The following is a 25,439-nucleotide window of genomic DNA, read 5'->3' on the forward strand; positions in this document are numbered from 1 at the left end:
TCCCGGTGGTTGCTGCATCTCGCCGGCAACGGCAGAGCCTGCACGCGTCCGCTTAACCCATGCCCCCACAAACCAATGGGGTATGACAATGTCCAAACAATCTCTCCCGGTCGCCTCCCTCGGCTTCCCGCGCATCGGCCGCCATCGTGAACTGAAGTTCGCGCTCGAAGGCTTCTGGTCCGGCAAGCTTGCGGAGACCGACCTTCTCGAAACGGCGAAAAAGCTGCGCGCCGAAAACTGGGCGCTTCAGCGCGACCAGGGCATCACGCGGATTCCCTCCAACGATTTCTCCTTCTACGACCATGTGCTGGATACGGCGGTGATGGTCGGCGCCATTCCCGCCGCCTACGGCTGGGACGGCGGCGACGTGCCGCTTTCGCTGTATTTCGCCATGGCGCGCGGCAGCCAGGGTGATGGTCCTGCCGATTGCGGCCATGCCCATCACGGCCACGGCGTTCCCGCGCTGGAAATGACCAAATGGTTCGATACGAACTACCACTACATGGTGCCGGAGGTCTCCGAGGATCAGGTCTTCCGCCTCACCACGCAGAAGCCGGTCGCCCACTTCCTGGAGGCCAAGGCGCTCGGCATCCATACGCGCCCGGTCGTGCTTGGCCCGGTGACCTTCCTGAAGCTCGCGAAGGCGCGGCCGTCCACCTTCAAGCCGCTCGACCTACTGGCGAAGCTGCTGCCGGTCTACGAGGAGCTGTTCCGCCGTCTGGGCGAGGCGGGCGCGGACTGGGTTCAGGTCGATGAGCCGATCCTCGCGCTCGACCTTACCGAGGGCGAGCGCCATGCCTTCAAACTCGCCTATGAAGGCTTCGCCAGGGCGGCGCCCGGCCTGAAGCTGATGCTGACGACCTATTTTGGCGCGCTGGCGGACAATCTTTCCGCAGTCGCCGCCCTGCCGGTCGCCGGCCTTCATGTGGATCTGGCGCGTGCGCCGGAACAGCTCGACGCGGTCGTGCAGGCCGTGCGTGCGGACCAGGTTCTCTCGCTCGGCGTGATCGACGGGCGCAACATCTGGCGGGCGGACCTCGCGTCCATCCTCCACCGGCTGGCCCCGGTCGTGTCCGCCCGCGGCGCCGGTGCGGTCGAAATCGCCGCCTCGTGCTCACTGCTGCATGTGCCGATCGACCTCGATCTCGAAACGGCGCTCGACGCCGACCTCAAGACCTGGCTTGCCTTCGCGACGCAGAAGCTTGGCGAGCTTGCGACGCTCGGCAAGGGCCTGGCACAGGGCAGGGATGCCGTCCGGCAAGCCCTGGATGACGCCTCGCAGGCCATCGCCGCCCGCGCCGCTTCGCCGAAGGTGACCGACCCGCTGGTGCAGGGCCGCATTGCCGGCATCGACGTGGGCATGAAGACGCGCGCGAGCGCCTTCGAAACGCGCCGCCGGATCCAGTCGGCGGCGATCAGGTTGCCGCTGTTCCCGACGACGACGATCGGCTCGTTCCCGCAGACGAGCGACGTGCGCAAGGCACGCTCCGCCCATGCCAAGGGCACCCTGAGCTATGCGGACTACGAAGCCTTCCTGCAGAAGGAAACGGAAACCGCCATCCGCTGGCAGGAGGAGATCGGCCTCGACGTGCTCGTGCACGGCGAATTCGAGCGCAACGACATGGTGCAGTATTTCGGCGAGCAATTGTCCGGCTTCGCCTTCACGCAGCATGCCTGGGTGCAGAGCTACGGCTCGCGCTACGTCCGCCCGCCGATCATCTTCGGCGACGTCTCGCGGCCGAACCCGATGACGGTGCGCTGGTGGCAATATTCGCAGTCCCTCACCGACAAGCCGGTGAAGGGCATGCTGACCGGCCCGGTGACGATCCTCAACTGGTCCTTCGTGCGCGACGACATCGCCCGCAGCGCGACATGCCGGCAGATCGCGCTCGCCATCCGCGACGAGGTCGTCGATCTAGAAAAGGCCGGCGCGAAGCTGATCCAGATCGATGAAGCGGCGCTTCGCGAAGGCCTGCCGCTCCGCCACAAGGACTGGCAGCATTATCTCGACTGGGCCGTCGAATGCTTCCGCCTTTGCGCAAGCGGCGTGGCGGATGGTACCCAGATCCATACCCACATGTGCTATTCGGAGTTCAACGACATCATCTCCGCGATCGCTGCTATGGATGCCGACGTCATTTCCATCGAGACGTCGCGCTCGAAGATGGAACTGCTCGATGCCTTCCGGAACTTTGAGTATCCGAACGAGATCGGCCCAGGCGTCTACGACATCCACTCGCCGCGGGTGCCGGAGGTGAAAGAGATGACCGATCTCCTGTCGCTCGCCCGCGAGCGCCTTCAGGATCGCCAGATCTGGATCAATCCCGATTGCGGCCTGAAGACCCGCAAATGGGAGGAGGTCAGGCCCGCCCTCGTCAATATGGTGGCAGCCGCCTCCGAACTGCGACGGGCGGCGCAGTAACAACGCGTGGCCCGGCCGCAAGGCCGGGCCGTGTCGTTGCTTCTATCGAGGATGTCGTATTCCCGAAGGTCATTTCGTCCCGCGCGTGGTTTGTTGGGCCTGTTCAGGGTGCCATCCCGGCTTTGTCGGGATGGATAATTGGGAAGCCGGTCTAAAACCGGCGCTGCCCCCGCAACGGTAGCGGAACCAAAATCTCGGCAAATGCCACTGGCCAAGCAGGCTGGGAAGGCGCCGAGAGTGTCCGGAAGGACGGTTCTGGAGCCCGGAAACCAGCCTTGAACCCAAGACTCGACCGATTGCGGTGGGCGATCGAGAGGCGAATAGGCGTCTCGTTCGGGCCGCCCTGTTCCTCCTCTTTTCCATCCTTTCGTCGAAAGACACGGTCCGCATTCGCCCATTGGCGATGCGCGCCGGCGTTCTGAGCAAATCCTGCCCGCGCAGTAGCGGGCCGGAAAGGCGTTCAACTGAGGAGGAGACGGATATGAGCAGGAACAGAGGCGTCGTCTACATGCGCCCCGGCAAGGTGGAAGTGCGCGACATCGACGACCCCAAGCTGGAGGCGCCGGATGGCCGGCGCATCGAGCACGGCGTGATACTCAAGGTGATTTCCACCAATATCTGCGGCTCCGACCAGCACATGGTGCGCGGCCGCACCACGGCCATGCCCGGCCTCGTGCTGGGCCACGAGATCACCGGCGAGGTCATCGAGAAGGGCATCGACGTCGAGATGCTGCAGGTCGGCGATATCGTGTCCGTGCCGTTCAATGTCGCCTGCGGGCGCTGCCGCTGCTGCAAGTCGCAGGATACCGGCGTCTGCCTGACGGTGAACCCGTCGCGCGCCGGCGGCGCCTATGGCTATGTCGACATGGGCGGCTGGATCGGCGGCCAGGCGCGTTACGTCACCATCCCTTATGCGGATTTCAACCTCCTGAAATTCCCCGACCGCGACAAGGCGATGGCGAAGATCCGCGACCTCACCATGCTGTCCGATATCCTGCCGACGGGCTTCCACGGTGCGGTGCGCGCGGGCGTCGGCGTCGGCTCCACGGTCTATGTGGCCGGCGCCGGCCCGGTCGGCTTGGCCGCGGCCGCCTCCGCGCGCATCCTCGGTGCTGCGGTCGTGATGATCGGTGATTTCAACAAGGATCGCCTGGCGCATGCCGCAAGGGTCGGCTTCGAGCCGATCGACCTTTCCAAGAGCGACCGGCTGGGCGACATGATCGCCGACGTGGTCGGCACCGACGAGGTCGACAGCGCCATCGATGCCGTGGGCTTCGAGGCGCGCGGCCATGCGGGCGGCGAGCAGCCGGCCATCGTGCTGAATCAGATGATGGAGATCACGCGGGCAGCCGGCTCCATCGGCATTCCCGGCCTCTATGTCACCGAGGACCCCGGCGCGGTCGATAGTGCTGCAAAGGTCGGTAGCCTGTCGCTGCGCTTCGGCCTCGGCTGGGCGAAGGCGCAGTCCTTCCACACGGGCCAGACGCCGGTGCTGAAGTACAACCGGCAGCTCATGCAGGCAATCCTGCACGACCGGCTGCCGATCGCCGACATCGTCAACGCGAAGATCATCGCGCTCGACGATGCGGTGCAGGGCTACGAGAGTTTCGACCAGGGAGCGGCCACGAAATTCGTGCTCGACCCGCATGGGGACCTGTTGAAGGCCGCCTGACGGCCGGGTGCGCCGGCGGAGGTTTCCGCCGGCGCACGCAAATCACGGATGAAGGATGAAACGATCATGGCGGATCTCCGGGATGTCTTGATAGACCACCTCGTCGATGCGAGGGCAGGGTGGAGCATGGGCTCCTTCGGGGCGGTCGCCGAGTTCCACCAGGATTGGGGCGAATATCTGGAGGCCGACGCGCCGACGATGTTCGTGCGCGCGACATCGCGCGGCGCCATGCGGCTGAACGCCGACATGGTCGATCAGGTCGTTCCGGTCGCCTATGAGACGCTCAGCGCGAAGCCGCAGCGCTGGAGCCACGGCGTGGCGCTCTGCCTGCCCGAAAGGGATTCGGCGATGGAGGGGCGCAAGGTCCTGACGGAGCTTGGGGCCGACGCGGAGGCGGTGCGTCCCGCCGACCGGAAGGCGGTGCTGTTCGATATCGGGCTGGCGCTGCCACAATGCGACTTCTGCATCCGCACGGCGGACACGGACCTGATCGCCCTCCTGCGCGCCCATGCGGGGCGCAGCCTCTTCGAGCCCGGCAATCCGGTGAGCGCCGCCCTCATGGCGGCCCATCCCCATCGGGTGGCGCTGACCCGGATCGGCCGCATCGAGGTTTTTCAGAAGATCGGCGGGCCGGAGACCGGCGGCGTCTCGCCCGCCGGGCCGCACACGCACCTGCTGCCGCATCTGCTGCGGTCGGGCCGCACCCATTCGGCCAACACGCCGATCCCGAAATATCACGTACCGCTCGGTTATCTCCATCCGGCCAATCCCGTGATGGATACGCTCGGCCGCGACCTGAAATTCGACATCGACGCCCATGCCCGGTTCCAGGCGCTCTTCGAGCGCTTCGCCCGCCCGGACCTGCCGCTCCTGCGCAAGGCGGTGCTGGACGCATTGGCAAGGCGGATGGAACCCGATCACTTCCCCGCCCAATCCGACCGCTTCAGCCGCGCGACGGTGCGCATAACGCTGCGCCAGCAATATCGGCTCGCCGAACGGTTCGGAAGCCGCACCTATCTTGGCCTGGTGTCGCAATGGCGGGAGGTTCTGGACCGTGTCTCGGACGGAGCCGAAACGGACGCGGATATACCGGGCCACGCCGCCGCCGAATGGCAGAATCCCGCGACCCTGGCCGCAGCGGGCTGACGGCTACGCCGCCGACCCGAAATGCCGCAAGGCCCAGCGCCGGCCATCGCTCGTCAGCGAAAGCGACCCGAGCGGCTCGACATCGACGCGCCAGATCGACGTCAGCGGCGCGCCGAGAACATGCGCGAGAACGATCTTCAGCACGATGCCATGCGTGACGGCCAACCGGCGTCCCCCCGTCCCATGCAGGCCATCCAGCCAGGCGGCCACGCGCTCGCGCACCTGCTCGAAGCTTTCACCGCCATGCGGCGCCGCCGACGGATCCGCCATCCAGTGCTGGAGATCGTCGGCTGCGACATCGGCAACCGCCAACCCGTTCCAGCGCCCATAGTCGACATCCCGAAGCGCCTCACAAAGCGTCGGCTTCGATGAGAAGGCCGCGGCCGTCTCGGCCGCGCTGGTCTCGGGGGCATGCAACACGTCTTCGAAGGCGGGAATGTCACGCGCGAGCCGTGTTGCGCGTTCAAGCTCTTTGGCAAGGAGCGGCTCGTTGGAGGAAAAACGCGGCTGCTGATTGGACGCGGTCGCGCCACGGCTGAGCAGCGTCAGGCGGGTCGCCCGGATGCGGGATGTTTTTCCGCTCACGTCTTGCTCGGCTTCCCTGTCGTCGTGTGTTTCTACTTTGTTCCGAAAACCCCTTCCGGGCAGTTGCCTGCCCGGAAGGAAATGTCATGGGGTGCTGTAATCAGCTGCAGCCGCTCGTGGCGCCGCAGGTGTCGCACTTCTCGCAGGTGCCGTTGCGCACCATCGTGAAGTTCTGGCACTCGGAGCACATGTTGCCGGTGTAGCCCTGGGCGATCGAGCGCATGCGGCGTTCGGCTTCGAGCTTCTTGGCGTCGGCCTTGGCGCTGGCGGCTTCGGCGGCGGCCTTGTCGGAGAAGAGGGCGGTGACGCTCTCGACTGCGCCGTCCGTGGCCTCCTCGGCGACTTCGTCCGCGACTTCCGCGGCACGCTCCTCGTAATCGCGCTTGAAGGCGACGATTTCGGAGGTGGAGATGGCGACGGCCGGCTCCAGCTTGCGCGCGGCATTGCCGGCAAACGAGGTAACGTTGCTGCCGGAGGATGCCTTGGCGGGCGCTGCGGTTGCCGCACCCTTCGGTTCGCCGAGCGCGCGCTCGCCGCCCTGGCCGCCCTGGACGAGCGTCGGCTTGTGGCCGCGGGTCCAGCCGGTGGAGATCAGGTTGGTCTTGCCTTCCTGGATACCCTTGCCGAGCGCGGTGTTGGAGAAGTCCGAGGTGTCGACATGGGCGAGGTCGTGGCGGCCGAGATAGGAGACGGCGAGTTCGCGGAACACGTAGTCGAGGATCGACGTGGCGTTCTTGATCGCGTCATTGCCCTGCACCATGCCGGCCGGCTCGAACTTGGTGAAGGTGAAGGCCTCCACATATTCTTCGAGCGGCACGCCATACTGGAGACCCAGCGAGATGGCGATGGCGAAGTTATTCATCATCGCGCGGAAGGCGGCCCCTTCCTTGTGCATGTCGATGAATATCTCGCCGAGGCGGCCATCGCCGAATTCGCCGGTGCGCAGATACACCTTGTGCCCGCCGACGACGGCCTTCTGGGTGTAGCCCTGGCGGCGGTTCGGCAGCTTTTCGCGGTCGCGGATCAGGCGCTCGACAATCCGCTCGACGATCTTTTCCGTGACGGTGACGGCCTGGGCGGCAGCGGGTGCTGCGATCAGGGCCTCGACGGCATCATCCTCGTCGTCCTCGTCCTCGATCAGCGAGGAGTTGAGCGGCTGCGACAGCTTGGAACCGTCGCGGTAGAGGGCGTTCGCCTTCAGCGCGAGCTTCCACGAGAGCATGTAGGCGTTCTTGCAATCCTCGACGGTCGCCTCGTTCGGCATGTTGATCGTCTTGGAGATAGCGCCCGAGATGAACGGCTGGGCGGCCGCCATCATGCGGATGTGGCTTTCGACCGAGAGGTAGCGCTTGCCGATCTTGCCGCAGGGATTGGCGCAATCGAAGACGGCGAGGTGCTCGTTCTTCAGGAACGGCGCGCCTTCCAGCGTCATCGCACCGCAAACGTGGATGTTGGCGGCTTCGATGTCCTTCTTCGAGAAGCCGATATGCTCCAGCAGGTTGAAGGACATGTCGGAGAGCTGCTCGTCGGAAACCTTCAGCGTCTCCTTCAGGAAGTCGGCGCCGAGCGTCCACTGGTTGAAGGCGAACTTGATGTCGAAGGCTGCCTTCAGGCCGGCGCTGACCGCCTCGATCTTCTCGTCGGTGAAGCCCTTGGCCTTCAGCGAGCCGGGGTTGACGGCCGGCGCCTGGTTCAGGTTGCCGTGGCCGACCGCATAGGCCTCGATCTCGGCGATCTGGCTTTCGGAATAGCCGAGCGTGCGCAGCGCTTCCGGAACGGCGCGGTTGATGATCTTGAAGTAGCCGCCGCCGGCGAGCTTCTTGAACTTCACCAGCGCGAAATCGGGCTCGATGCCGGTCGTGTCGCAGTCCATGACGAGGCCGATCGTGCCGGTCGGCGCGATGACAGTCGTTTGGGCGTTGCGGTAGCCGTGCTTCTCGCCGAGTGCCACGGCCTTGTCCCAGGCAGCCTTGGCGTGGATGACGAGGGTCTGGTCCGGGCAATCGCCATGGATGAGAGCGACCGGGTTGACCGAGAGCTGCTCGTAACCGGTGGTTTCGCCGTAGGCGGCCCGGCGATGGTTGCGCATGACGCGCAGCATGTTGTCGCGGTTCGGTGTGAAGTTCGGGAACGGACCGAGTTCGCTCGCCATTTCGGCGGAGGTCGCATAGGAGACGCCCGTCATGATGGCGGTGAGCGCACCGGCAATGGCGCGGCCTTCCGTCGAGTCGTACGGGATGCCCGAGGACATCAGCAGGCCGCCGATATTGGCATAGCCGAGGCCGAGCGTACGGTATTCGTAGGAGCGTTCGGCGATCTGGCGCGACGGGAACTGCGCCATCATCACGGAGACTTCGAGCACGATGGTCCAGAGGCGGACGGCGTGTTCGTAGTCGGCGATGTTGATGTTCTTGGTGGCCGCATCCTTGAACTGAAGCAGGTTCAGCGAGGCGAGGTTGCAGGCCGTGTCGTCGAGGAATATGTATTCCGAGCACGGGTTCGAGGCGCGGATGGGGCCCGCGGCCGGCGAGGTGTGCCAGTCGTTCATCGTCGTGTTGAAGTGCAGGCCCGGATCGGCCGATGCCCAGGCGGCATGCGAGATCTGTTCCCACAGGTCGCGGGCCTTCAGCTTCTTCATCACGCGGCCGTCCTTGCGGGCGGTCAGGTTCCAGTCGCCGTCGTTTTCGACAGCGCGAAGGAAGTCGTCCTTCAGCGAGACGGAGTTGTTGGAGTTCTGGCCCGAAACAGTGAGGTAGGCTTCCGAATCCCAGTCCGTGTCATAGGTCTTGAACTCGATGTCCTTGTAGCCCTGCTTGGCGAACTGGATGACGCGCTTGACGTAGTTTTCCGGAACCTGGTCCTTCTTGGCAGCGCGGATTTCGCGCTTGAGGGCCGGATTTGCCGCCGGGTCATAGCACTGGTCGCCATCGGCCGAGCAATTGATGCAGGCCTTCATGATGGCCTTGAGGTGCTTGGCGACGATCTTCGAGCCGGTGACGAGCGCCGCCACCTTCTGCTCTTCCTTGACCTTCCAGTTGATGTAGGCCTCGATATCCGGATGGTCGATATCGACCACGACCATCTTGGCCGCGCGGCGCGTCGTGCCGCCGGACTTGATGGCGCCGGCGGCGCGGTCGCCGATCTTCAGGAAGCTCATGAGGCCGGAGGACTTGCCGCCGCCGGAAAGCTTTTCGCCTTCGCCGCGCAGGTACGAGAAGTTGGAGCCGGTGCCGGAGCCGTACTTGAAGAGGCGGGCTTCACGCACCCACAGGTCCATGATGCCGTTCTCGTTGACGAGATCGTCTTCCACGGACTGGATGAAGCAGGCATGCGGCTGGGGATGCTCGTAGGCCGACTTCGACTTCACCAACTTGCCGGTGAAGGGGTCGACATAGAAATGGCCCTGGCCGGGGCCGTCGATGCCATAGGCCCAGTGCAGGCCGGTGTTGAACCACTGCGGGCTGTTGGGCGCGACGCGCTGCGTGGCGAGCATATAGGCAAGCTCGTCCTTGAAGGCAGCCGCATCTTCTTCGGAGGCGAAATATTTGCCCTTCCAGCCCCAGTAGGTCCAGGTGCCGGCGAGGCGGTCAAAAACCTGGCGCGCGTCGGTTTCCGAGCCGTAGCGCTCACCCTCGGGGAGCAGCTTCAGGGCGTCGGCATCGGCAACGGAACGCCACAGGAAGGAAGGAACGTCGTTTTCCTCGACCTTCTTCAGGCGCGCGGGCACGCCCGCCTTGCGGAAATATTTCTGGGCCAGGATGTCGGCAGCGACCTGGGAGAACTGCGCGGGCACGTCGATATCGGCGAGCCGGAAGACGATGGAGCCGTCCGGGTTCTTGATCTCGCTGATGGCCTTGCGGAATTCGATCTCCGCATAGGCCGATTGGCCAGGTTTGGTGAAACGACGTTCTATGCGCATTGTCCGTTGTCCTCTGCTGCCGCATCCTGCCTCAAAAACAGGGCGCAATTATCCCCGTCCGGCCGCAATGCTCTTGCAGCCAGCCCAAATCTTCCAGTCCGTGCGGGAAACCCGATGATCTCGAGTGTCCTGTATCTTGTGCTGAGTATGGCTGCAAATACTAAATATAGTATCAACAGGTTCTTTTTTCCAGCCCCATCTGCTGCAATGGCGCGTCAGGAAATCGGGCGCAAAAACCCTTATGCGGCGAGCGGATCATCCACCCGGCCACATGCGCAGAAAACGCGATTTCGTGATGAGAACCGACCTCGTAACAATACGGTCCAGCCGCCGCCGCAACTTGGATTTCATTAACCTCATCCGGGCGATTCCCGTCAAGGGCTGGTTTGTGACGGAAGTTTGAACCCTATATCTTGTGCCTGCCCCTGTGGAAAATGGGGACATCCTGCGAAGCCTGCAAAACCAGCAGGTTCACCCCGAACGGGCGCACGGCGGCACGCATAGCTGTGGACAAGTGAAAAAAATAATAGGTAAAATTCAGGGGTCTTTAAGGTCTCCCGACTTCAGGGAATAGCGATCGCGGCCGAGTTGTGATCCGTGGATAAAGTGATTCTCTGCCGTGCGCGTCAAAGCGCGTCGAGGTTCACGCCGACGGTGATCGTGCCGATGATGGCGCCGGTGTGCGGGTCGGTGATCGGCAGGCTCGCCTGCGCCTGCATGAGCTGCGTGGACTCGTCGCGCTCCGCGTCCTCGATATAGAGCGCGCCCGTGCCAAAACTCTTCAGCCACTTGGCCTCGTCGCCCTGCCAGTAGTCGGAGGTGATGTCGCTCTGGCCGACATTGAGGCCGCGATTGTCCATCACGAAGATTTCGGTGATCAGCCCCTCGGCCGCGCGCTGCCGGCCCTTCAGCGTGAGCGAGAGCGCATTGGATAGCTGGGCCTCGATCATCGGCCGCTCCGCGTGGAAGAGCTCGGCGCGCCAGCGCGCATCGAGCGCGTCGATCCCTGCCTGGTCGATCGCCGCATGCGCGGCGTTCTGCGCGATGACGGCGTTGAGGATGGCCGGCTCGGTCAGCCAGGGCCGCACATTATTTTCGACGAACTCCGTGACGGCCATGGTGCGGATATCCTCCGCCGCCGCCTGGCCCGGGGAGAAGAGGGCCGCGAGGAGAAGGGTCGCCGATGCGGATGTGGGAATTCGCAGACCGCGCATCTACCGCCTGAAGGGATCGAAAGGGCACGCGCCACGTCGGCGGGCCATATCAGCACTATCTGTTGGAGGCATTGCGGAAAGATTAAGCCGGCGGGCAGGCTTGGCCCATCCGCCGGCTTTTCACGAAAAAAATCGTCAAATCAGTCTGTTGCGGCGCAGCATTGAATCATTTTCAAGCCGCCTTCGCAAAATATCAGCCGCGCGCGCCCTTTGCGATCGGCTCCTGGTAGGTGAAGCCCATGTCCCAGGGGAAATAGATCCAGGTGTCCTGGCTGACCTCGGTAACGAAGGTGTCGACCAGCGGACGGCCCTTCGGCTTGGCGTAGACGGCGGCAAAATGCGCCTTGGGCAGCATGGCGCGCACTTCGGCGGCCGTCTTGCCGGTATCCGTCAGGTCGTCGACGATGAGGATGCCTTCGCCGCCCTGCTGCGACAGCTCGGGCGAGATGCCCTTCAGCACATGCATTTCGCCCTGCGAGACATAGTCATGGTAGGAGGCGACGCAGACCGTCTCGATGACGCGGATGTTGAGCTCGCGCGAGACGATGGCCGCCGGCACCAGGCCGCCACGGGTGATACAGACGATCGCCTTCCATTCGCGGTCGCCATCCGCCAGCCGCCAGGCGAGCGCGCGCGCGTCGCGATGGAACTGGTCCCAGGAAACGGGGAAGGCTTTGTCGGGCAACGACATGGGGGTGGCTCCTGATGGCAGAAAAACAGAGATTCCCTCTGTTTAAAGCACTTCGCCGCCCAAAGAAATCACCGCCCGGCCTTGGCGCCGGGCGATCCACAACGAAGTCGGGCTACCTCGACATCAGCGTCGGCACGCGCGCGCCGCGCATCATGGCGCTGGTAACGCCGCCGAACAGGCGCTGGCGCAGCCGCGAATGGCTGTAGGCGCCCATGACGATGAGCCCGGCATCGATTTCCGTCGCCCGGCGGTTGATCGCATCCGCCACCGAATGGCCGTCGGACGAGCCGGAGGCGACCGTCGTCTTGATGCCGTGGCGGGCGAGTGTCGCCGCAAGCTCGGCACCGCAGAAATCCCGTGACTGCATGGAATTTTCCGGCGGGTCGATGGTGAAGATCTCGACCTCTTTCGCCGCCGTCAGGAAGGGCAGCGCGTCGAAGGCGGCGCGGGCCGCTTCGCGCGAGCCGTTCCAGGCCAGAAGCACGCGCTCGATGGTTTCCGGGCCGGCCGGCGCATTGGCGACGAGATAGACCGGGCGGCCGCTCTCGTAGAGCAGGTCTTCGATGTCTTCGCGCGATGGGCCGTCGATATCCGGATCGAACTGGCCGGCCAGCACGATATCGGCGCCGCGGGCGCTATCGATGATGCCGGCGGAGGCATAACCGGCGGTGCCGGTGAAGAGCCGCCATTCATAGGAAATGTCGTCGCGCTCGCAGCGCGACCGAAAGGCCTGCTCGACCTCGCGCGACTGGCGCTGGGCGCGCTCCTGCAGGTCCAGCACGGCATTCGGATCGGGATATTCCATGGGCGCGATCAGCGTCACGACGACCGGCGCTTCGGCGTGGATGCCGATGACGTGGCCGCCGGTCTTGCGCGCGAGCGCAAGCGCGTGGTCCGTCACCTTGCCGGCGTCATCGGCAGCGCTCAGCACTGCCACGATGGTCTTGTAGGTCATTTCGGCCTCCTGTCTGGTTCGTCGGAAACCTGCGCCTGTCGCCGCGGCAAAACCTTGATCCGAATCAAGAGGCGGCCTTGGCCACGGCGATTTCGGCGATCATCTGGAGTATATCACGTTCGGCGGCTTCTGCCGGTGCTTCTTCGCGGCTGCGGATGACGATCTCCGTCGAGAAGCGGTTTTCGGAAAAGCGCGGATAGGAGCCGATGCTGGTTTCCGGATGGTTCTTCTGGATCGCGGCAAGCGCGCTGCCGATATCGCCTTCGCCGAAGGGCGAGGCGACGGAGCGCGACAGCATCGGCACGCCGCCCGCAAGCGTCGGCACGACGGCGCTCAGCATGGCGGTAAAGACCTGCGGCACGCCGGCCATCACATAGACATTGCCGATGTTGAAGCCCGGCGCGGTGGAAACCGGATTTTCGATATGCACGGCGCCCTCGGGCATGCGGGCCATGCGCTTACGGGCTTCGTTGAACTCCACGCCGCGCCGCTCGTACATGGCGCCGAGCAGCTGCATGGCGAGCGGATCGTGCAGGCAGGGCACGCCGAAAGCCTTGGAGATCGCGTCCGCCGTGATGTCGTCATGGGTCGGGCCGATACCGCCGGAGGTGAAGACATAGGTGTAGCGGGCGCGCAGCGCGTTCAGCGCCTCGACGATCGCCTCCTCGTCGTCGCCGACGATGCGCACTTCCTTCAGGTCGATGCCGACGAGGAAAAGCACGTCGGCGAGCTGTCCGATATTCTTGTCCTTGGTGCGCCCGGAGAGAAGCTCGTCGCCGATGGCGAGCATGGCGGCGGTGGCGATGGGGCTGGAACTCATGGGCGCTCTCTGGATTTCGTCTAGCAATGGCGACCGTGCCGGGCGACATTGTCAATGGCGGGTGAACAGTCTGTCGACCGTGCGGCTTCTGTCGCCGATCCCCCAAAGTGCTACATCCAAGCTGACGCCGCGATCAAGCGGAAAGCAACTTCGACCTGAGGAGACCACGATGGCGAAAGTACTGGTTCTTTACTACTCGGCCTACGGCCATATCGAGACCATGGCCTATGCCGTGGCCGAAGGCGCAAAATCGGCCGGTGCCGAGGTGACCGTCAAGCGCGTTCCGGAACTGGTGTCGGATGAGGTCGCCAAGGCCTCGCACTACAAGACGGACCAGAAGGCCGAGATCGCCACCGTTGCAGAACTCGGCGACTACGACGCGATCATCGTCGGCGCCGGCACGCGCTACGGCACGGTCGCCTCGCAGATGCGCAATTTCTGGGACCAGACGGGCGGCCTGTGGATGGCCGGCAAGCTGGTCGGCAAGGTCGGTTCGGTCTTCACCTCGACGGCCACCCAGCACGGCGGCCAGGAATCGACCATCCTCGGCTTCATCCCGACGCTTCTCCACCACGGCCTCGTCGTCGTCGGCCTGCCTTACGCCTTCCAGGGCCAGATGGGCGTGGAAGAAGTCAAGGGCGGCTCGCCCTACGGCGCCTCCACGATCACCGGCGGCGACGGCTCGCGCCAGCCCTCCGAAATCGAACTCGAAGCCGCCCGCTACCAGGGCGCCCACGTCGCCAAGATCGCAGGCAAGCTTTCGGCCTGACGTTTTCCTGAAGCGTCACCGAAAAATGGGGGTGCGGTCCTTTGTGAGGGCCGCGCCCTTTTTGCGACCGATACAAGCCTTTGCAAAACGCCCTATTGACGAAGCGTGCTGACTCTTCGAAAAGCAGGCTATGCGGGCGTGGCGAAACTGGTAGACGCAAGAGACTTAAAATCTCTCGGCCTTGGCTGTGCGGGTTCGATCCCCGCCGCCCGCACCAGACTTTTCCCGATGCAAGTATACGATTTCACCGCCACCTGATTCGCCTGCCGACGCAGATGCAGTGGCGGGCGGTTGGACTTTTACGGGTGGAGTTCTGCGCTTTATGATCCTGCCACCGTTGCTGGCATTCGAAAATGTGCCGGCCGCGCAACACTTGCTTTTCTTGGTGGCCGGAACGCAAGCAAAGTAGAGAAGCTCTCTTGCCAGCTAAAAATGCTTTCGCTTTTTTAGCGCCCGATGTTTCAACGTGGGATACCATTGGGGGCGGGAATGAAATTTCCAAAATATTTGACCAAGGCCTATTTCCAGAAGACCTACGGGTCCATCGGCGTCGGTGATTTTACGGTCAAGGTGACGAAGTACAGCCAGACCTCGACCACGCTGAAGGCGACCGTCGAGGTCGACAGCAGCTTCGGCGACAGCACCACCGACATTCTGATGAAGGTGGGCAAGACCACGACGAGCCTGACGCTGAAAATCAAGGCGGAGGGCTATAACAGCACCCTGGCCTATTCCACCGCGCAGACGAAGAACGGCATCGCCATCAATGCCACCTATACCGACAGCTTCAAGACGAAGTTCAACTACAGCCTGAACCTTGAGAAGGATGGCGATTTCAGCAAGTTCAAGATGGTCTATGCCCTCGGCACGGAGAAGATGACCATCACCTCGACCAAGATCGCCGGCGACGTGGTGACGTTCAAGGCCGTGGATGGCGGCGGCGACGTGATCGGCACGGCCAAGTTCAACCTCAAGGCCTTCGGCGATTATTACGACAAGTCCGACAAGTATTTCTTCGAATCCGGCAAGACGGCCGAACTCTTCAACAAGCTGCAGGTCAAGTTCACCAGCCTTAACAAGAAGGCAGGCGAGCACGCTGACGGCGACACCTTCGTGTTCAAGAAGCTCGCGGCCCCCGATGCCGGCCACGACGACGCCGGTCTTGCCGCGCGTGCCGCCGCCTTTGACGATGCGTCGAACGCCGCGCATTCCGACAGCTTCGATTTCCTGGCGACGCAGGATTTCGTCCAGCCGCTTCATGCAATCAAGCACGGCCCGGATCTGTTCTAAGCGATTGACAATGGGTGAACGGCGGAAGCGGAAACGCTTCCGCCATTAGCGCCTACTTGGTCGGCTTTACCAGCGAGATGACGCGTGGCTTGGAGGGGGCATCGAGCCATTCGATCCAGGCGTCCCGCTCTTCTATCGTGTCGAAGAACCGCCAGAGCTTGAACTCTTCGTCGGTGGTCTCCAGCATCTCGCCTATGGAGGCGAGTTCCAGGGGCAGCGTCACTTCGTTGCCGTCGAAGCGTACGAAATAGACACCCTCGGCGGCAAGACGGATGACCTGACCGGTGCCATAGCTGCCATCGGGGTCGTCGACCGTGAAATACATGCCGGTCAGGGTGTCAAAAACCTTGTCGTTCATAGCTTTCCAATGCCAGTTCTGAAAAAACCGCGCGGGTTCCATCAGTCTCATTTAATGGACCGTACCGGAACGTCAATCGCTGGTCTCTTATCGCCGCAGCGAAACGCCTAGCCTCCGATAGCACTGAACGTCAGGTAGAACAGCGCCGAAATCGCCGCGGCCGAAGGCAGCGTGACGATCCAGGCGATGACGATGTTGCCGGCGAGGCCCCAGCGCACCGCCGAGACGCGGCGCGCGGCGCCGACGCCTATGATGGCGCCGGTGATCGTGTGGGTCGTCGAGACCGGGATGCCGAGCCAGGTGGCGGCGAAGAGGGTGATCGCTCCGCCGGTTTCGGCGCAGAAACCCTGCATTGGGTTGAGGCGCGTGATCTTCGAGCCCATCGTGTGCACGATGCGCCAGCCGCCCATCAGGGTGCCGAGCGCCATGGCCGCCTGGCAACTGATGACGACCCAGAAGGGGACGTGGAACTCGCTGCCGAGATAGCCCTGCGAGAAGAGCAGCACGGCGATGATGCCCATGGTCTTCTGCGCGTCGTTGCCGCCATGGCCGAGCGAATAGAGCGAGGCCGAGATGAACTGCATGACGCGAAACGTGCGGTCGACGGCAAAGGGCGTCTGGCGCACGAAAAGCCAGGAGACGATGAGCACAAGGACGAGCGCCAGGAAGAAGCCGATCGCCGGCGACAGGAAGATCGCGCTCGCCGTCTTGATGAGGCCGCTCCAGACGACGGCGTCGAAGCCGGTCTTGGCAAGGCCGGCACCTACGAGCCCGCCGATCAGCGCGTGCGAGGAGCTCGACGGAATGCCGAAGATCCAGGTGACGACATTCCAGATGATCGCGCCCATCAGGGCCGCGAAGATGACGAGGGGGCTGACGATGCCCGGATCGATGATGCCCTTTCCGAGCGTTTCGGCGACATGCAGGCCGAAGAACAGGAAGGCGATGAAATTGAAGAAGGCCGCCCACATCACGGCATATTGCGGGCGCAGCACGCGCGTCGAGACGATGGTGGCGATGGAGTTCGCCGCATCGTGAAGGCCGTTCAGGAAGTCGAAGAGCAGCGCGATGCCGACGAGCGCGACCAGCAGGGGTAGGGCGAGGGTGGCCTCCATCAGACGTTCTCGATCACGATGCCGCTGATCTCGTTCGCCACGTCCTCGAAGCGGTCGACCACCTTTTCCAGTTCGCCGTAGATCTCGCTGCCGATGATATAGGCCATCGGGTCGGTCTTGCCGTATTGCTTGAAGAGGTTCTTCAGGCCCTGGTCGTGCAGTTCGTCCGAGCGGCCCTCGACGCGGGTGACCTCTTCGGCGATCGCGCTGAGGCGTGTGGCGTGTACGCCGACCTTGTCGAGCAGCGGAATGGCCTCGGCGATGAGATGCGCGGCCTTGACGACGGTCTCGCCCATCTCCCGCATGCCGGGCTCGAACTGCGTCTGCTCGTAGAGGCGGATGGTTTTCACGGTCTTGTGCATCATGTCGATGGCGTCATCCATCGACTGGATCAGGTCCTTGATGTCGCCGCGGTCGAAGGGGGTGATGAAGCTGCGGCGCACGGCGAGCAGCACTTCGCGGGTAATGTCGTCGGCCTGGTTTTCCAGTTCGACGATGCGGTCGCAGTGTTTTTCCAGATCCGGCCCTCCCGCGAGCACCGAACGGAGGGCTTCGGCGGCGCCGACGACGGTGCGGGAATGCTGCTCGAAATAATCGAAGAAGCGGTCTTCGCGCGGCATGAGTTTGCGAAACAGCGAAAGCATGGATGCCCCTTACCTGGCTGGGGTTGTCATGTCGCTGTCATAATTGACCGTCAAGCCGCTGGAAAGCTTGGATTCCGGCTTGTCACAATTCTCTGCCTGCCTGTGGAAAACCTTATTACGGAACGATCTTGAACGGCTGCTCGCTGATCGCCACGGCGCCACTGGCCGCATCGCGGAAGCGGTAGCGCAGCACGTAGTCGCCGGCCGGCGGGCCGCTGAGATTGAGGGTCAGCTTGGCGAAGACTTCCTGGTTGCGCACGCTGCCCTTGAAGTCGAAGGAGCCGAAGGCCTTCTGCTCGGCGAGCACCGTGCCCTTGGGATCGAGAAGTTCGAGATCGACGGTGAAATGCGATTCGAGCAGGCCGCCGTCGCCCGGCCGCCAGGTGAGGCCGACGGGCTCGACATAGGAGATCAGCGCCTCGCCGACCTTGAAGTCGGAGGCGGGGCGCACCGCATACATGCCGTAGCCTTCCGGCGGGGCGGAAACGAAGACGGCCTTGCCGATCGTGAAGGGCAGGGTGGCGGCGAAGGTGCCGAAGGCATCGCGGATCGTGTTGTGCGCGCCCACCGTGTCGCCGGCGGCGGCCTGTTCCTCCGCCTTCTTGGCCGCATCCGCAAGCGGCCCGGCAAAGGCGAAGGCCGGCGCGAGCGCGGCGATAAAGGTCAAACGCAACAGGGACTTCGACGCAAACATTCAGTCTTCCTCCAGCCGGATGGCGGCAGGATGCGGAGAAGCGTGACAACAGTCAAGAACGCCAAAGGCGGTACGCGGTCAGCTCTTCCAGAACAGTGGTGTCAGGATGACGAGCACAGTCAGGATTTCGAGACGGCCGAGCAACATCAGGAAGGAGAGCAGGTAGAGAGCGGCATCATGAAAGCCGGCAAAACTGCCGGCCGGACCGATCGCTTGGGTAACGCCCGGGCCGACGTTGGACAGCGACGTCGCGGCGGCCGATACCGCCGTCAGAACGTCATAGCCCATCAGGCCGAGCACAATGGCGCCGATAGCGGAAATGGCCACATACGTGATGAAGAAAAGGAAGACGCCGCGCTGCAGATCGATGTCGACGGTCATGCTGCCGTAGCGCACGGCATGGATTCCGTCGGGATAGATGAGACGGTAGAGGCCAGTGCGGATGAAATTGAATAGAATGATCAGGCGGTAGGCCTTGAGCCCACCCGACGTCGAACCGGAACAGCCGCCCATGAAGGTCGCGACGAAGGCCAGTGCGACGATGAAGTGACCCCATTGCGTGAAGTCGTCGCTGGCAAAGCCTGTGGTGGAGAGAATCGAGGAGATGGTAAAGAAGGAATGCGCCAGCGCCTCATGGAAGGGGACACCGTTCTCGATCCGTTGGAAGATGCTGGCCGCGATCGCGAAGAGCGCGAGATAGGCGAGGAAGACGCGGATCTGCGGGTCGCGCCAGGCATCGATGCGCCCGCGCACCACGAACAGGATGAGCACCGAGAATGGCAGGCTGGAGAGTGTCATGAAGAACGTGGCGGCCCAGAGCAGCGGCAGGCTCTTGAAATAGCCGAAGGAGGCGTCGTGCGTCGAAAGCCCGCCGGTCGCGACCGTCGACATGGCGTGGTTCAGCGCATCGAAGCGGCTCATGCCGAGCGCGGCATAGGTAATGGCGCAAATGAGGGTGATCGCCACGTAGATGGCGAGGAAGGCGCGGGTATAGCTCGCGATTCGGGCGAAGGGCTTGTCGGCCGTATCGGACGATTCGAGCTTGAAGAAGGACATGCCGCCAACGCGCAGATACGGCATGATGAAGAGGCCGAGGGCAAGAATCCCGACGCCACCGAGCCAGTGCAGCAGCGAGCGCCACATCAAGACGCCGGGCGGCGCGTCGTCGAGGCCGACTATAATGGTGGAGCCGGTCGTGCTGATCGCCGAGACCGATTCGAAGAAGGCCTGCGCGAAGGTGAGGTTCAGCGACGACAGCCAGAGCGGGATCGCGCCGATGATGCTGCCCGAAAGCCAGAGCATGTTGACGACGAGGAAGCCCATGCGCTTGTTGAAGGGCGGCGGGCCGGCGCGCGTCGCAGCAGCCGTCGCGAGCGACAGGCCGCCGGTCATGAAGGCGGAGAGGAAGAAGACCTCCGAATCGGGATGGCCGTAATAGACGTCGATGAACGCCGGAACGAGCATCGCCACGGACAGGTAGATGCCGCTGATGGCGGCAATGTTGATGGCGGATCGGAAGATGGTGGCGTTCAAGTTCTGGTCTCGGGAAGAGGCCATGGCGGCCAGGGCGGGTGGTATCCGTCGCGTCGATATGCCATAGCCTTTGCATTGTCCAAACTCAAGGATGGCTTCCGACGCGGTCCTCCTTGGTTTTGACCGGTTCTGCTGCGCGGCGTCGGAAAGGTTTGAAGAATGATCGGCTTCCCCTGCATCTGTCCTTCCTGAAGGCAAGACTTGTCCTGAAGGCGAGACACGCAGCTTTTTGAACCCAATCCTATCGAACCCAGATCCCTATCGAATATGGACCAGAGCATGACATCCGACGTCGACGCGGCCATGGAGGCCTTGCGCGGGTTGTTTCCCGAAACGCCGCTCCAGCTGAACGAACATCTCTCCGCCCGCTACGGCGCGGAAATCTATCTCAAGCGCGAGGACCTCTCGCCGGTACGCTCCTACAAGATCCGGGGGGCGTTCAACTTCTTCCGCAAGGTTCTCGCCGACGAAAACGGCGCGCGCAGCTTCGTCTGCGCCTCGGCCGGCAACCATGCGCAGGGTTTCGCCTTCGTTTGCCGCCATTTCGGCGTGCCGGGTGTGGTTTTCATGCCGGTGACGACGCCGCAGCAGAAGATCGACAAGACCCGCATCTTCGGCGGCGAGTTCGTCACGATCAAGCTCGTCGGCGACTTCTTCGACCAGTGCTACAAGGCGGCCCGCGAGCACGCGGAGGCGACCGGCGCGCTGATGGTGCCGCCCTTCGACCATGCTGACATCATCGAGGGCCAGGCGACGGTGGCGGCCGAAATCATCGCGCAGCTTCCCGATGGCAAGCTGCCGGATCTCGTGGTTTTGCCCGTCGGCGGCGGTGGCCTTGCCTCGGGTGTGACCGGCTATCTTGCCGACAGGATCGGCCCGTCGAGCTTCCTGTTCTGCGAGCCGGCCGGTGCGCCGAGCCTCAAGCGCAGCCTCGAAAGCGGTGCCGTGGTGACGCTCGACCAGGTCGATAATTTTGTCGACGGTGCCGCGGTCGGGCAGATCGGCGCCCTCAATTTTGCAGCCCTCAGCCGGTTTTCGGCCGATCAGGTCATGCTGCTGTCGGAAAACGCGATCTGCGTGACGATGATCGACATGCTGAATGTCGAGGGCGTGGTGCTGGAGCCGGCGGGTGCGCTGTCGCTGACGGCGCTGGATGCGCTCGGCCGCGAGGCGCTGGAGGGCAAGACGGTCGTCGCCGTCGTCTCCGGCGGCAATTTCGATTTCGAGCGCCTGCCGGATGTCAAGGAACGCGCCATGCGCCATGCCGGGCTGAAGAAATACTTCATCCTGCGCCTGGCCCAGCGCCCAGGCGCGCTCAAGGATTTTCTCAACATGCTCGGCCCGGACGACGACATCGCCCGCTTCGAATACCTGAAGAAATCCGCCCGCAATTTCGGCTCCATCCTCATCGGCATCGAAACCAAGGCGCCGGAGAATTTTGCGGCGCTGAAAAAGGCTTTCGACGCTGCCGGCATGCGTTACCAAGACATCACGGAAAACGAAATTCTCGCAAACCTCATCATCTAGGGGCAGGGGCTGGCCGCGCTCTCCCCTTGGAGGGCGCGGCGGCCTGTGTTAGCAATCGGCCATGGCATCGTTCTTTTCAAAACTCTTCGGTCGCGGCGGCGACTCGGCAGCCCCCGCGAAGGTCGCGGAGGAAACCGAGGCCTACAACGACCTCACCCTCGTCGCGGCTCCCATTCCGGAAGGCGGCCAGTATCGCCTGGCCGGGCGGATCGAGAAGCGGGACGGCGACCGGGTCTTCACCCGCAGCTTCATCCGCGCCGATCTCTTCTCCTCGCGGGACGATACGGTCGCCTCGACCTTCCGCAAGGCAAAGCAGATCGTCGACCAGCACGGGCCTTCGCTGTTCAACGACGGCGTGGACAGCCGGCAGGTCTGACCGCCGCCGGGCGATTTCTCGCCTCGTTCTGTGAAAAGTCACACAAAAGAACGTGAACGCGCTGGAGAACCGGCGCGATTGCCTGTATCCGCAGGAAAAGACTTGTTGCGACTCTTGCCCTGTATTTAGCTGCCGGGCAAAGCGAAGAAACTGCGGATCGCCCATGGGTACTGAAAATCTGATCCTGCTTCTCGTCGAGGCCGGATTCTATTTCGTCTTCATGGTGGGCATCCTGCATCTGCGCCATCAGATCGGCATCGGCGTCTTCATTGCCGCACTCGGCGTGATGCACTTCCTCGAAACCTATCTCGCGGCCGTCTTTTACATCGAGCTGCCCTTCGGCGTCATCTCGCCTGGCTCCTCCGTGCTGTTTTCCGGCAAGCTGATGATGATTCTCCTTCTTTATGTGAAGGAGGACGCCGCGGTCGTGCGTGCGCCGATCTACGGTCTGCTCGCCGGCAATTTCCTGACGGTCGGCCTCGGCTTCTTCCTGCGCCATCACCAGACGATCGGGGCTGTGCCGGGCCGCATCGCGGATCTCGCCTTCATCGACGAGATGGGTTGGCTGATGCTCTGGGGCACGACGCTGCTCTATATCGATGCGCTGGCGATCATCTTGCTTTACGAACGGCTCGGGCGGGTGTTCAAGAAGAGCACGGCCATGCGCTTCTTCGTCTCCGGCGTCGTGGTGCTGACCTTCGACCAGATCGGCTTCTTCGCAGCCCTGCATTTCCTCAACGGCGCGCCGGTCGAAGTCTTCTGGGGCGGCTGGATCGCCAAGATGATGGCGGCCTGCGCCTATGCGGTGCTGATCACCATCTATCTCTCCTATTCGCGCATTTCGGCCATTCCCGTCTCGCCGCGGCCGATCTCGGATATCTTTGCCGATCTCACCTTCCGCGAGCGTTACGAGGACCTGCTGGACCGTTCCGGTCGCGATGCGCTGACCGGCGTCTACGACCGCAGCCGCCTGGAATTCGAGGCGCCGCGCCTGCTCTCCGCGATGCTGGCGGCCGGCAAGCCGATGGCGCTGATGATCATCGATGCCGACCATTTCAAGGACGTCAACGACCGCTTCGGCCACCTTGCCGGCGACGGCGTGCTGAAGGAGACGGCCGCCTGCCTGCAACGCACACTGCGCGGCACCGACCGCGTCTTCCGCTTCGGCGGCGAGGAATTCGTGGTGATCTGCGAGGGTGTCACGCCAGAGGCCGGCGCCGACCGCGCGGAGGCCCTGCGCCGCACCGTGGAAGCGGAGATCCGCCGGCCGGACGGCGTGCCGGTGACGGTCAGCATCGGCATCGCCAACAGCTACAACGACGGCACGACGCTGAACGCCCTGCTTTCGGCAGCGGACGCCCGGCTCTATGCCGCAAAGAATGCCGGCCGAAACCGGGTCATTGCGAGCTAGATGCCGACATTCGGCCGGTCGATGATCTCGCGCAGGGCAAAGCTCGAATTGATCTTCACCACATGGGGCAGGGCCGAGAGCCAGTCGCGGTGGATGCGCTCATAATCCTCCAGGTCCTTGGCGGCGACGCGCAGGATATAGTCATACTCGCCGGACATCAGGTAGCAGACGAGCACGTTGGGACAGAGTTTTACGGCGGATTCGAACTCGTTCAGCGTCTTGGCGAACTGGCCGGAAAGCGAGATGTGCACGATGGCGATCATCTTGTAGTCGAGCGCCTTGGGCGAGACGCGGGCGTGGTAGCCGTTGATGACACCGGATTTTTCCAAAATGTCGAGCCGGCGCGAGCAGGCCGATGGCGACAGCCCGACGCGCTCCGCAAGCTCCGCATTGGAGATGCGGCCGTTCTGTTGAATCACCCTCAGGATCGCAGTATCAATTGCATCCAGATGCGCCATTCGAATTTCCTTCGAAATTTTCGCTGATATTCGCAGAATATTCGACAATGGTGCGTTTCGCAAACCCGCTTTGCAAGGACATTGCACGCGTCCTCTGCTTCCATAGTGGTCCCCGCCGACAAGCGGCGGCAATGAACGGGAACAGCACTGGGAGAGGAACGCGCATGCGCATCGGTTGTCCGAAGGAAATCAAGAATCACGAATATCGGGTGGGCCTGACGCCCGGGGCTGTGCGCGAATATGTGGCCCATGGCCATGAGGTTCTCGTCGAGACCAAGGCCGGCGCCGGCATCGGCGCAGACGACGACACCTACCGCGCCGCCGGCGCGAAGATCGTGGCCACTGCCGCGGATATCTTCCAGAAGTCCGACATGGTGGTGAAGGTCAAGGAGCCGCAGCCCTCCGAATGGGCGCAGCTGCGCGACGGACAGATTCTCTACACCTACCTGCATCTCGCGCCCGATCCGGAACAGACCAAGGGCCTGCTCGCCTCCGGCGTCACCGCCATCGCCTATGAGACGGTGACGGACGAGCGCGGCGGCCTGCCGCTGCTCGCACCCATGTCCGAGGTTGCCGGCCGTCTCTCCATCCAGGCGGGCGCCACCGCGCTGCAAAAGGCCAATGGCGGCCGCGGCGTCCTGCTCGGCGGCGTGCCGGGCGTGCTGCCGGCCAAGGTCGCGATCATCGGCGGCGGCGTCGTCGGCCTGCATGCGGCGAAGATGGCGGCCGGTCTCGGTGCCGACGTCTCGATCGTCGACCGCTCGATCCCGCGCCTGCGCCAGCTCGACGACATTTTCGGCGGCCGTATCCACACGCGCTATTCGACGATCGATGCGCTGGAAGAGGAAGTCTTCTCCGCCGATCTGGTCATCGGCGCCGTGCTGATCCCCGGTGCCGCTGCGCCGAAACTCGTCACCCGCGAAATGCTGTCGGGCATGAAGAGGGGCGCGGTCATCGTCGACGTCGCCATCGACCAGGGCGGCTGCTTCGAGACCTCGCACGCCACCACCCATTCCGATCCGACCTACGAGGTCGACGGCGTGGTGCACTATTGCGTGGCCAACATGCCGGGCGCGGTGCCGGTCACCTCCGCGCATGCGCTGAACAATGCGACGCTGCATTACGGCTTGCAACTCGCCGACAAGGGCCTGAAGGCGATCGCCGAGGACCGGCATCTGCGCGCCGGCCTCAACGTGCACAGGGGCCGCGTCACCAACCGCCCGGTCGCCGAGGCGCTCGGCTATGAGGCCTATGCCCCGGAAGCGGTGCTGAACGTCGCCTGATTCGACATGCATGCAATGAAAGAAGGCCCGGAGCGATCCGGGCCTTCTTTCATGCGCGCTCTATGCGGCACTGGTAGCAGTTGTTGCGCGCCGAACGGATGTGGAGATAGGCGACATCCTCGCGCGCCAGCAGCGTGGCGGCATAGTCGGGAATGTCGCCGGTCGGCACCACGGCGCCGGTGCCGTAGAGGATGCGGTCTATCGCCGAATAGCCGCGCACGATATAGTCGCGGCTGGTCAGCATCGGCGGCAAGTCTTCAGACGGAACATGGGCGGCGCAGTGCTCGGCATGCAGGAAGATCGGGCCGGTTTCCGCATAGGGCTGGACGGCCGGGAAGGGGCGGTGCGCCAGGACGAGATAGGTCTCGCCGGCACCGACGAGCCGCAGGCAATGGCGACAGGGCACGCCATCGCCATCGGAAACATGCCGCTCCGGCACCATGCCATAGGCATCCTTGCCGCCGCTCCAGTAGGCGGTCGCGGTTTCGGTCGGCATGGGCAGGAAACGAAGGGACATCTTTGGCGGCTCCGGTTGCAAGGTGCCGCAATCCTTCATC

Annotated in this window: 22 protein-coding genes, 1 tRNA gene and 1 riboswitch; of the genes, 10 read left to right on the forward strand and 13 right to left on the reverse strand. The window is 63.6% G+C overall.

Going from position 1 to position 25,439, the window contains the following annotated elements:
• Positions 1–88: 88 nt before the first annotated feature.
• The 3 genes from metE (at position 89) to AC1Q6Z_RS25315 (ending at position 5,240) form a co-directional block, all read left to right on the forward strand.
• The gene (gene metE / locus AC1Q6Z_RS25305; RefSeq protein ID WP_492649683.1) at positions 89–2,422 is read left to right on the forward strand and encodes a 5-methyltetrahydropteroyltriglutamate--homocysteine S-methyltransferase; all 2,334 of its coding nucleotides are present in this window, start codon (positions 89–91) and stop codon (positions 2,420–2,422) included.
• 89 nt (positions 2,423–2,511) lie between these two features.
• Positions 2,512–2,714: riboswitch (cobalamin riboswitch) on the forward strand.
• Positions 2,715–2,903: 189 nt separating this feature from the next.
• Positions 2,904–4,094 (forward strand): formaldehyde dehydrogenase, glutathione-independent, encoded by a 1,191-nt coding sequence (gene fdhA, locus AC1Q6Z_RS25310; protein ID WP_492649684.1) that lies wholly within the window; start codon positions 2,904–2,906, stop codon positions 4,092–4,094.
• A 66-nt stretch (positions 4,095–4,160) separates the two neighbouring features.
• Positions 4,161–5,240: a DUF6925 family protein gene (locus AC1Q6Z_RS25315; RefSeq protein WP_492649685.1), complete on the forward strand. Its 1,080-nt coding sequence runs from the start codon at positions 4,161–4,163 to the stop codon at positions 5,238–5,240.
• Between the two features lie 3 nt (positions 5,241–5,243).
• Here AC1Q6Z_RS25315 and AC1Q6Z_RS25320 read toward each other — a convergent pair whose 3' ends face one another.
• From AC1Q6Z_RS25320 to AC1Q6Z_RS25345, 6 genes are all read right to left on the reverse strand, one after another.
• Entirely contained in the window at positions 5,244–5,825 is a 582-nt protein-coding gene (locus tag AC1Q6Z_RS25320; protein ID WP_492649686.1) for a histidine phosphatase family protein, read from the reverse strand.
• Between the two features lie 100 nt (positions 5,826–5,925).
• Positions 5,926–9,744: a vitamin B12-dependent ribonucleotide reductase gene (locus tag AC1Q6Z_RS25325; RefSeq protein ID WP_492649687.1), complete on the reverse strand. Its 3,819-nt coding sequence runs from the start codon at positions 9,742–9,744 to the stop codon at positions 5,926–5,928.
• Between the two features lie 626 nt (positions 9,745–10,370).
• Complete coding sequence (locus AC1Q6Z_RS25330) at positions 10,371–10,958, reverse strand: hypothetical protein (RefSeq protein ID WP_492649688.1); 588 nt, start codon at positions 10,956–10,958, stop codon at positions 10,371–10,373.
• Between the two features lie 193 nt (positions 10,959–11,151).
• Positions 11,152–11,649, reverse strand: coding sequence for a xanthine phosphoribosyltransferase (gpt, locus tag AC1Q6Z_RS25335; RefSeq protein WP_256116125.1), 498 nt, complete (start codon positions 11,647–11,649; stop codon positions 11,152–11,154).
• A gap of 112 nt (positions 11,650–11,761) precedes the next feature.
• Positions 11,762–12,604, reverse strand: coding sequence for a universal stress protein (locus AC1Q6Z_RS25340; protein WP_256116124.1), 843 nt, complete (start codon positions 12,602–12,604; stop codon positions 11,762–11,764).
• A 64-nt stretch (positions 12,605–12,668) separates the two neighbouring features.
• A complete protein-coding gene (locus AC1Q6Z_RS25345) occupies positions 12,669–13,424 on the reverse strand; it encodes a competence/damage-inducible protein A (RefSeq protein WP_492649689.1) in 756 nt (251 codons plus the stop codon).
• 169 nt (positions 13,425–13,593) lie between these two features.
• On the opposite strand from AC1Q6Z_RS25345, the gene wrbA reads away from it, so the two are divergent.
• From wrbA to AC1Q6Z_RS25360, 3 genes are all read left to right on the forward strand, one after another.
• Positions 13,594–14,193, forward strand: coding sequence for an NAD(P)H:quinone oxidoreductase (gene wrbA, locus AC1Q6Z_RS25350; RefSeq protein WP_492649690.1), 600 nt, complete (start codon positions 13,594–13,596; stop codon positions 14,191–14,193).
• Between the two features lie 132 nt (positions 14,194–14,325).
• Positions 14,326–14,410 (forward strand) — tRNA-Leu (locus AC1Q6Z_RS25355).
• 272 nt (positions 14,411–14,682) lie between these two features.
• Entirely contained in the window at positions 14,683–15,483 is an 801-nt protein-coding gene (locus tag AC1Q6Z_RS25360; protein ID WP_492649691.1) for a hypothetical protein, read from the forward strand.
• Positions 15,484–15,535: 52 nt separating this feature from the next.
• Here the strand turns inward: AC1Q6Z_RS25360 and AC1Q6Z_RS25365 are convergent, their stop codons facing one another.
• The 5 genes from AC1Q6Z_RS25365 to AC1Q6Z_RS25385 all read right to left on the reverse strand — a co-directional run bounded on the left by AC1Q6Z_RS25365 (position 15,536) and on the right by AC1Q6Z_RS25385 (position 19,827).
• Positions 15,536–15,841 (reverse strand): hypothetical protein, encoded by a 306-nt coding sequence (locus AC1Q6Z_RS25365; protein WP_435265395.1) that lies wholly within the window; start codon positions 15,839–15,841, stop codon positions 15,536–15,538.
• Positions 15,842–15,948: 107 nt separating this feature from the next.
• A complete protein-coding gene (locus AC1Q6Z_RS25370; protein WP_256116119.1) occupies positions 15,949–16,956 on the reverse strand; it encodes an inorganic phosphate transporter in 1,008 nt (335 codons plus the stop codon).
• A complete protein-coding gene (locus tag AC1Q6Z_RS25375; RefSeq protein ID WP_492649692.1) occupies positions 16,956–17,600 on the reverse strand; it encodes a DUF47 domain-containing protein in 645 nt (214 codons plus the stop codon). Before AC1Q6Z_RS25375 ends, AC1Q6Z_RS25370 begins: the two co-directional genes overlap by 1 nt.
• A 115-nt stretch (positions 17,601–17,715) precedes the next feature.
• Positions 17,716–18,294, reverse strand: a complete 579-nt coding sequence (locus AC1Q6Z_RS25380; protein WP_319319162.1) for a hypothetical protein — start codon at positions 18,292–18,294, stop codon at positions 17,716–17,718.
• 78 nt (positions 18,295–18,372) lie between these two features.
• On the reverse strand, positions 18,373–19,827 hold the full coding sequence (locus AC1Q6Z_RS25385; RefSeq protein WP_492649693.1) for a TrkH family potassium uptake protein: 1,455 nt from the start codon (positions 19,825–19,827) through the stop codon (positions 18,373–18,375).
• 279 nt (positions 19,828–20,106) lie between these two features.
• Between AC1Q6Z_RS25385 and ilvA the strand changes: the two genes are divergently transcribed.
• The 3 genes from ilvA to AC1Q6Z_RS25400 all read left to right on the forward strand — a co-directional run bounded on the left by ilvA (position 20,107) and on the right by AC1Q6Z_RS25400 (position 23,141).
• Positions 20,107–21,354, forward strand: coding sequence for a threonine ammonia-lyase (gene ilvA, locus AC1Q6Z_RS25390; protein WP_492649694.1), 1,248 nt, complete (start codon positions 20,107–20,109; stop codon positions 21,352–21,354).
• Between the two features lie 61 nt (positions 21,355–21,415).
• Entirely contained in the window at positions 21,416–21,730 is a 315-nt protein-coding gene (locus tag AC1Q6Z_RS25395) for an HlyU family transcriptional regulator (RefSeq protein WP_256116112.1), read from the forward strand.
• 163 nt (positions 21,731–21,893) lie between these two features.
• Positions 21,894–23,141 (forward strand): GGDEF domain-containing protein, encoded by a 1,248-nt coding sequence (locus AC1Q6Z_RS25400; protein WP_492649695.1) that lies wholly within the window; start codon positions 21,894–21,896, stop codon positions 23,139–23,141.
• Here AC1Q6Z_RS25400 and AC1Q6Z_RS25405 read toward each other — a convergent pair.
• On the reverse strand, positions 23,138–23,599 hold the full coding sequence (locus AC1Q6Z_RS25405; protein WP_256116110.1) for an Lrp/AsnC family transcriptional regulator: 462 nt from the start codon (positions 23,597–23,599) through the stop codon (positions 23,138–23,140). The two genes, AC1Q6Z_RS25400 and AC1Q6Z_RS25405, sit on opposite strands and share 4 nt — an antisense overlap.
• Before the next feature lie 164 nt (positions 23,600–23,763).
• Between AC1Q6Z_RS25405 and ald the strand changes: the two genes are divergently transcribed.
• The gene (gene ald, locus AC1Q6Z_RS25410) at positions 23,764–24,882 is read left to right on the forward strand and encodes an alanine dehydrogenase (RefSeq protein WP_492649696.1); all 1,119 of its coding nucleotides are present in this window, start codon (positions 23,764–23,766) and stop codon (positions 24,880–24,882) included.
• Between the two features lie 49 nt (positions 24,883–24,931).
• Here ald and AC1Q6Z_RS25415 read toward each other — a convergent pair whose 3' ends face one another.
• A complete protein-coding gene (locus AC1Q6Z_RS25415; RefSeq protein ID WP_492649697.1) occupies positions 24,932–25,399 on the reverse strand; it encodes a DUF1203 domain-containing protein in 468 nt (155 codons plus the stop codon).
• Between the last annotated feature and the right edge of the window lie 40 nt (positions 25,400–25,439).

Source organism: Shinella sp. GW835-FHT14H05, assembly GCF_058793575.1.